Below are 7663 nucleotides of genomic sequence, written 5' to 3'. Positions count from 1 at the left end.
TCGCGAGCAGGCTCGCTCCCACAGAAAAGCAAAGCAGCGCAGCTGCCCGCGGCAAAGCCGCCCCACTCAACAATGAGCGCAAGCTCGAGTGCTTTTTGATCTTGATCCACCGGCGACGTCGGAAGGCTGAGCGGAGGGATTGATCCGGGGGTGGGAGCGTAGCGACCGTCTGGCGCAGCCAGACACAGCGGAAGGAGGTGCAGCGAAGCAAACCGGAGCCGCTGCGCCCGGATCGATCCCGCAGCGAAGGAACCCGAGCCTGCGAGGGCCGAACGTAGGAGCAAGCCTTTTCGGTTACCTTTTCGGCGTTTGGAAAAGGTGACCCGCCGTAAGGGCGGAACCGTAATCAGCAACCCCGCAGCAACGGATATTCACCCAAACCACCCAGAGCATGGCCGGCCCAAAGGCCGCCAAGCCACCAAAAACAAAAAAGCCCCGACCAACCAGGCCGGGGCTCCTTCAAACGTCAGTCAAAAGATCAGAACCGCTCGATCTCCGCCTCAGCTTCCAACTGCTTGCGATACGCCGCAAAGTCCTGCTGCCCTTCACGGGAAGCCAGGAAGCGACGATATTGCGCCTTCTCTTCATCAGTAGGCGCGGCAGCTTCGTTAACACCGTTGAGTCGCACAACCATCAGACTGCCATCCGGCAACGTAACACTGGAGAACGTCGGCTTGTCCTTGGCAGCCGGCTTCGGCATCCGGAACAGTGCCTGCAGCACAGCCGGATCAACCCCTTCCTGACCACGGGTGGCCGCTTCGGTGATCTTCCAGTTCTGACCGTCAATGGCCTTGTCCAGCGGCGCCTTGCCATCGCGCAGATCAGCGATCAGCTTCTCGGCACGGGTCTTGGCCTCGGCACTGGCGTGCTCCTTGGTCAGCTGAGTGCGGATCGCCGCGCTCACACTTTCCAGCGGCAGTTGCGCAGGCTTCAGGTGCTCCTTGGAACGCAGCACGATCACGGTTTCCGGGTCCAGCTCGATGGCGGTGCTGTTGGCACCTTCATCAATCACTTCCGGACTGAAAGCGGCAGTGACCACGGCACGGTTGGCTGCAACACCTTCGCCACCTTCACGGCCGAACGGTTTGGAAGTGTGCACGGTCAGTTTCAGATCCGCTGCTGGCTGCGCCAAGTCAGAGGCTTCGAACGCCGAGTCTTCCAGTTGCTTGGTCGCCTCAACGAAACGCTGCTCGACCTGAGCGGCTTTCAGCTCGCGGGTCAGCTTGTCTTTCAGGCTGGCCAGGGTCGGCACTTCAGGCGCTTCCACGCCCAACAGCTTGATCAGGTGATAACCGAAGTCGGTACGAATCGGCTCGGACACCTGGTCTTTCGACAAGGAGTACAGCGCTTTTTCAAAAGCTGGATCGTAAACGCCAGGACCGGCATAACCAAGGTCACCGCCATTGTTGGCGGAACCCGGGTCCTGCGAGAACTCTTTGGCCAGCGCTTCGAACTTCTCGCCCTTGGCCAGACGCGCCTGGACTTCGTCGATCTTCGCCTTAGCCTGCGCTTCGGTAGTCTTGTCGTTCACTTCGATGAGGATGTGCGCGGCACGACGCTGTTCCGCCAGGTTGGCGATCTCTTTCTGGTACGCCGCCTCAAGGTCTTCATCCTTGACCGCAACCTGATCAAAGAACGACGACTTCTTCAGCTCGACGTAATCGATGATCACCTGATCCGGCGTCATGAATTCCTTGGCGTGTTCGTCGTAGTAAGCCTTGACCTCGTCATCGGTCAGCTTGACCGCAGCCGGGTCGGCCTTGACGTTCAGAGTGGCGAAATCACGGGTCTGTTTTTCCAGACGGGCGAATGCCAGCACTTCGGCGTCGGTGACGAAACCGCTGCCGGCAACGCCAGCGCGCAATTGGCCGATGAGCATTTCCTGAGCCAGCATCTGGCGGAACTGCATGCGGCTGTAGCCCAGTTGACGGATCACCTGGTCGAAACGCTCGGAGCTGAACTTGCCATCGACCTGGAATTCAGGCGTCTGCAGGATCACTTGATCCAGCGCGGCTTCGGAGAACGAGAACTTCGCCTGTTCGGCGCCTTGCAGCAGCAACTTGCGGTCGATCAGGCCTTTGAGCGCCGATTCGCGCAGCATCTTTTCGTCGAGCAAGGAAGCATCGAAGTCCTTGCCCAGCTGTTGCATCAGCTGACGGCGTTGCATATCAACGGCCTGGCTCAGCTCGTTCTGGCTGATTTCGTCACCGTTGACCTTGGCCGCCTCGTTCTTGTGAGTCGTGGCCTGGAAAATGGCATCGAAACCGGTCAGGGCCATCAGTGCAACGATGACCCCGATAATGGTCTTGGCAATCCAGCCTTGTGAATTGTCCCTGATATTCTGCAGCATGCGTCCCCCAGAAACGGTTGAACTTCAATTTAGGCAACCGTGGAGCGTGGGTAGAATCCGGATAGAAGAAAGGCGCATCCGAGGATGCGCCTTCTCGTAACTGGCGGAGCGGACAGGGCTCGAACCCTCGATCCCGGCGTTACAGGTGGCTCTTTCAGCCACCTGCTCTACCGCTCCGCTGCCAAGTCAGGCTTGACCCCGACCCGGATGGGTAAAAACCTGGAAACTCAGTTAACAGCTTCTTTCAGCGCTTTACCGGCTTTGAAACCTGGCTTCTTGGCAGCCGGGATTTCCAGAGACTTGCCGGTTTGCGGGTTGCGACCGGTACGAGCCGGACGGTCAGTCACGGAGAAAGTACCGAAACCAACCAGAACAACGGAGTCGCCAGCCTTCAGAGCGCCAGTGACGGATTCGATTACAGCGTCCAGCGCACGGCCAGCAGCAGCTTTCGGGATATCAGCGGATGCAGCGATAGCATCAATCAGTTCCGACTTGTTCACTCTAAGTCCCCTTATATCTATTTTGAGATGTTTCTAAGTTTTTTGGTGAAAGCAAAAACGAGTGCTGAATGGCCTACAGACACTTAAGAGCCGCTTTATAACAAGGGCTCTAAAATGCTGTCAAGGAAAGCCCCCCAGGCTAAAACGTATTAATGCGTGCTAATTCTTTCCTTGGCATCAGACTCGCGTTTTTCGTCCTTGGCAACTATCTCCGGAGCCACATCCGGCAAGGGCTCCGGCGCGTATTGCAGCGCAATTTGCAGGACCTCGTCAATCCATTTAACCGGTTTGATCTGCAGATCCTGCTTGATATTGTCAGGAATCTCCTTCAGATCGCGGACGTTTTCTTCCGGAATAATCACAATCTTGATTCCGCCGCGATGTGCCGCCAGCAGTTTTTCTTTCAAACCGCCAATTGCCAACACCTGACCACGCAAAGTGATCTCACCGGTCATGGCGACATCGGCGCGCACCGGAATGCCGGTCAATGCCGAGACCAGCGCGGTGCACATGCCCACGCCAGCGCTAGGGCCGTCTTTCGGCGTAGCACCTTCCGGCATGTGAATATGGGTGTCGCGCTTCTCGTGGAAGTCCAGCGGGATGCCCAGGCTCTTGGCGCGGCTGCGCACAACGGTCTGTGCGGCAGTGATCGATTCGACCATCACATCACCGAGCGAACCGGTCTTGATCAGTTGCCCTTTACCCGGAATCACTGCGGCTTCGATGGTCAGCAATTCGCCGCCAACCTGAGTCCACGCCAGGCCAGTCACCTGCCCCACCTGATCCTGCTGCTCGGCCAGGCCGTAGCGGAACTTGCGCACGCCGAGGAAATGCTCGAGCAGATCAGCTGTCACTTTTACCGAGAAGCGTTTTTCCAGCGCATGCTCTTTCACTGCCTTGCGGCAGACCTTGGCGATCTGCCGCTCGAGGCCCCGCACGCCCGCTTCACGGGTGTAATAACGGATGATGTCGCGGATGGCTTCCTCGTCGAACTCCAGCTCGCCCTTCTTCAGACCATTGGCGGCGATCTGTTTCGGCGAGAGGTATTTCACGGCGATGTTGATCTTCTCGTCTTCGGTGTAACCCGGCAGACGGATGACTTCCATCCGGTCCAGCAGCGCTGGCGGGATGTTCATCGAGTTCGAGGTGCACAGGAACATCACATCAGAGAGGTCGTAATCGACTTCCAGATAGTGATCGTTGAAGTTGTGGTTTTGCTCGGGATCAAGCACTTCCAGCAACGCCGACGCCGGGTCGCCACGCATGTCGCTGCCCATCTTGTCGATTTCATCGAGCAGGAACAGCGGGTTGCGTACGCCCACTTTTGTCATCTTTTGAATCAATCTTCCCGGCATCGAACCGATGTAGGTCCGGCGGTGACCACGAATTTCCGCTTCGTCACGCACGCCGCCCAAGGCCATACGTACGAATTTACGGTTGGTGGCATGGGCAATCGATTCCGCCAGCGAGGTTTTACCCACGCCTGGTGGACCGACCAGGCACAACACCGGGCCACGGATTTTCTTCACGCGCTTCTGCACGGCGAGGTATTCAAGGATGCGCTCCTTGACCTCTTCGAGGCCGTAGTGATCGGCGTCGAGAATGTCTTCTGCACGGGCCAGGTCGAGGCGTACTTTGCTCTGCGCCTTCCACGGCACCTGCACCAGCCAGTCGATGTAGGAACGCACCACGGTGGCTTCAGCCGACATCGGCGACATCTGCTTGAGCTTGTTCAGCTCGGCAGTCGCCTTTGCCAGCGCGTCTTTCGGCAGGCCGGCAGCATCGATGCGCTTTTTCAGCTCTTCGATTTCGTTGTGGCCTTCGTCGCCGTCACCGAGTTCTTTCTGAATGGCCTTCATCTGCTCATTCAGGTAGTACTCGCGCTGACTGCGCTCCATTTGCTTTTTGACGCGACCGCGAATGCGTTTTTCAACCTGCAGCAGGTCGATTTCGGCATCCAGCAGCGCCAGCACGTGTTCGACACGGGCCGACAGATCGATGATCTCGAGGATTTCCTGCTTCTGCTCGATTTTCAGCGCCATGTGCGCGGCCATGGTGTCGACCAGACGACCCGGCTCATCGATGCTGTTGAGCGACGACAGGACTTCAGCCGGAACCTTCTTGCCCAGCTGGACGTATTGTTCGAACTGCGACAGCAGTGTGCGCACGAAGACTTCCGACTCGCGCTCGGCGGCGTCGACTTCTTCGATCAGAGACACTTCGGCGCGGCAGTGGCCATCGACTTCGCTGAAGCGCTCGACAGTACCACGCTGCTCGCCTTCGACCAGAACCTTGACGGTGCCGTCAGGCAGCTTCAGCAGTTGCAGAACCGTGGCAATTGTACCTACGCGATAGAGAGCGTCTTCACCGGGATCATCGTCAGCCGGGTTTCGCTGGGCCAGCAGCAGAATCTGCTTGTCACCCGTCATCGCTGCCTCGAGGGCTTCGATGGATTTCTCGCGCCCCACGAACAGCGGGATAACCATGTGCGGATAAACCACGACATCACGCAATGGCAGGAGAGGCAATTCGATGGTTGTCTTCATGATTTCGCCTCTACGGCGGCCGTATGGCCGTAATCAGATGGAATTAAGCTTAAAACCAAGATGGGGGCTGCCTCGAAAAAAAACAAGCGCAAAGCGGAGGTAAAAAACGACTTAAAAAAAAAGAGGCCCGAAGGCCCCTTCTTTGTTGCGGCGCTGTGAACGCTTACGCGTCCGGCGCTGCCTTGGCCGTCGGCTCACTGTTTTCGTAGATATACAGTGGCTTGGACTTGCCTTCGATCACGCTTTCATCGATCACGACTTTGCTCACCTCGGACTGCGAGGGGATCTCATACATCGTGTCGAGCAATACACCTTCGAGAATCGAACGCAGGCCACGGGCACCGGTTTTACGTTCCAGGGCACGCTTGGCGACCGATTTCAGCGCGTCGGAGCGGAATTCCAGATCCACGCCTTCCATCTCGAACAGCTTGGCATACTGTTTGGTCAGAGCATTTTTTGGCTCGGTGAGGATTTGCATCAGCGCAGCCTCGTCGAGCTCGTCCAGTGTCGCCAGGACCGGCAGACGACCGACGAATTCCGGGATCAGACCGAACTTGACCAGATCGTCAGGCTCGACTTCACGCAGGGATTCACCAACCTTCTTGCCCTCTTCCTTGCTGCGCACTTCGGCGTTGAAGCCGATGCCGCCTTTGGTGGAACGGTTCTGAATGACCTTTTCCAGGCCGGAGAACGCACCACCGCAGATGAACAGGATGTTACGGGTGTCGACCTGCAGGAATTCCTGCTGCGGATGCTTGCGGCCACCTTGCGGCGGTACCGAAGCGACCGTGCCTTCGATCAACTTGAGCAAGGCCTGCTGCACGCCTTCACCGGAAACATCACGGGTGATCGACGGGTTGTCGGACTTGCGGGAAATCTTGTCGATTTCATCGATGTAGACAATGCCCATCTGGGCTTTCTCTACGTCGTAATCGCACTTCTGCAGCAGCTTCTGAATGATGTTCTCGACATCTTCACCCACGTAACCTGCCTCGGTGAGGGTGGTTGCGTCAGCGATCGTGAACGGAACGTTCAGCAAGCGGGCCAGTGTTTCGGCCAGCAGGGTTTTACCGGAGCCTGTCGGGCCGATCAGCAGGATGTTGCTCTTGCCGAGTTCGACGTCGTCAGCCTTTTTGTCACGCTGGTTCAGGCGCTTGTAGTGGTTGTACACCGCTACGGCCAAAACCTTTTTCGCACGCTCCTGACCAATGACGTACTGGTCAAGGATGCCGCTGATTTCTTTAGGCGAAGGCAATTTATGCGCGCTGCTTTCGGCCTGTGCTTCCTGCACCTCCTCGCGGATGATGTCATTGCACAGGTCGACGCACTCGTCGCAGATAAAGACCGAGGGGCCGGCAATCAATTTGCGCACTTCATGCTGGCTTTTGCCACAGAAGGAGCAATAGAGCAGCTTGCCGTTGTCCTCGCCGTTGCGGGTGTCAGTCATTCGTTCGATCCAAATCCGATAGGCTTGCAACACAAGATGAAGGCTATTGCGGGCTTTTTCAAGCCCGCCGCTGATCGGACGTGCCGATCAGGCCTGTTTTGCGCTGCTTATATTAAGCTGGACGCTGGTTGATCACTTCGTCGATCAGGCCGTATTCCTTCGCAGCTTCGGCACTCATGAAGTTGTCGCGATTGGTATCGCGCTCGATTTCTTCCAGAGTACGGCCGCTGTGCTTGGCCATCAGCATGTTCAGACGCTCGCGGATGAAGAGGATTTCCTTGGCGTGGATTTCGATGTCCGACGCCTGGCCCTGGAAACCGCCCAGTGGCTGGTGAATCATCACGCGCGAGTTCGGCAGGCAGAAACGCTTGCCCGGTGCACCTGCGGTGAGCAGGAATGCACCCATGCTGCAGGCCTGACCGATGCAGGTGGTCGATACGTTCGGCTTGATGAACTGCATGGTGTCGTAGATCGACATGCCGGCAGTCACCGAACCGCCCGGCGAGTTGATGTACAGATGGATGTCCTTGTCCGGGTTTTCCGCTTCAAGGAACAGCAGTTGCGCACAGATCAGGTTGGCCATGTAGTCCTCTACCGGGCCCACCAGAAAGATCACTCGCTCCTTGAGCAGGCGCGAGTAGATGTCGTAGGCGCGTTCGCCACGAGCGGACTGCTCGACAACCATCGGGACCAGGCCGCCAGCGGCCTGGATATCAGAGTTCTGCTGAATATAAGAATTACGGAACATGCTCTGCAGTCGCTCCCAAATAGTTATGTCTTGAATACGCATAAGCCAGCTCGAGAGCTGGCTTATGGTGTG

The 7663-nt window shown here is 57.4% G+C and carries 5 protein-coding genes; all 5 read right to left on the bottom strand.

Annotation, left to right across the window (positions count from 1 at the left end; genetic code table 11):
* Nucleotides 1-478: 478 nt before the first annotated feature.
* On the bottom strand, nucleotides 479-2350 hold the full coding sequence (locus D8U71_RS00845; protein ID WP_110646902.1) for a SurA N-terminal domain-containing protein: 1872 nt from the start codon (nucleotides 2348-2350) through the stop codon (nucleotides 479-481).
* A gap of 227 nt (nucleotides 2351-2577) precedes the next feature.
* Nucleotides 2578-2850 carry an HU family DNA-binding protein gene (locus D8U71_RS00840; protein WP_016775333.1) on the bottom strand — a complete coding sequence of 91 codons (273 nt, stop codon included), beginning with the start codon at nucleotides 2848-2850 and terminating at the stop codon, nucleotides 2578-2580.
* A gap of 149 nt (nucleotides 2851-2999) precedes the next feature.
* Nucleotides 3000-5396 carry an endopeptidase La gene (gene lon / locus D8U71_RS00835; RefSeq protein WP_016775334.1) on the bottom strand — a complete coding sequence of 799 codons (2397 nt, stop codon included), beginning with the start codon at nucleotides 5394-5396 and terminating at the stop codon, nucleotides 3000-3002.
* A gap of 163 nt (nucleotides 5397-5559) precedes the next feature.
* Complete coding sequence (gene clpX, locus D8U71_RS00830; protein WP_016775335.1) at nucleotides 5560-6843, bottom strand: ATP-dependent Clp protease ATP-binding subunit ClpX; 1284 nt, start codon at nucleotides 6841-6843, stop codon at nucleotides 5560-5562.
* Nucleotides 6844-6955: 112 nt separating this feature from the next.
* Nucleotides 6956-7591: an ATP-dependent Clp endopeptidase proteolytic subunit ClpP gene (gene clpP, locus D8U71_RS00825; protein ID WP_016775336.1), complete on the bottom strand. Its 636-nt coding sequence runs from the start codon at nucleotides 7589-7591 to the stop codon at nucleotides 6956-6958.
* Nucleotides 7592-7663: the final 72 nt, after the last annotated feature.

This window comes from Pseudomonas sp. Sample_21, assembly GCF_004307525.1.
Lineage (GTDB): Bacteria > Pseudomonadota > Gammaproteobacteria > Pseudomonadales > Pseudomonadaceae > Aquipseudomonas > Aquipseudomonas atacamensis.
Note: the sequence above shows the minus strand (reverse complement) of the source record. Positions and strands in the feature narration are given on the sequence as shown.

Excerpts from the sequence above, each read along its gene's own strand:
- D8U71_RS00845 (WP_110646902.1), bottom strand. The coding sequence starts at position 2,350 with ATGCTGCAGAATATCAGGGACAATTCACAAGGCTGGATTGCCAAGACC.
- lon (WP_016775334.1), bottom strand. The coding sequence starts at position 5,396 with ATGAAGACAACCATCGAATTGCCTCTCCTGCCATTGCGTGATGTCGTG.
- clpX (WP_016775335.1), bottom strand. The coding sequence starts at position 6,843 with ATGACTGACACCCGCAACGGCGAGGACAACGGCAAGCTGCTCTATTGC.
- clpP (WP_016775336.1), bottom strand. The coding sequence starts at position 7,591 with ATGTTCCGTAATTCTTATATTCAGCAGAACTCTGATATCCAGGCCGCT.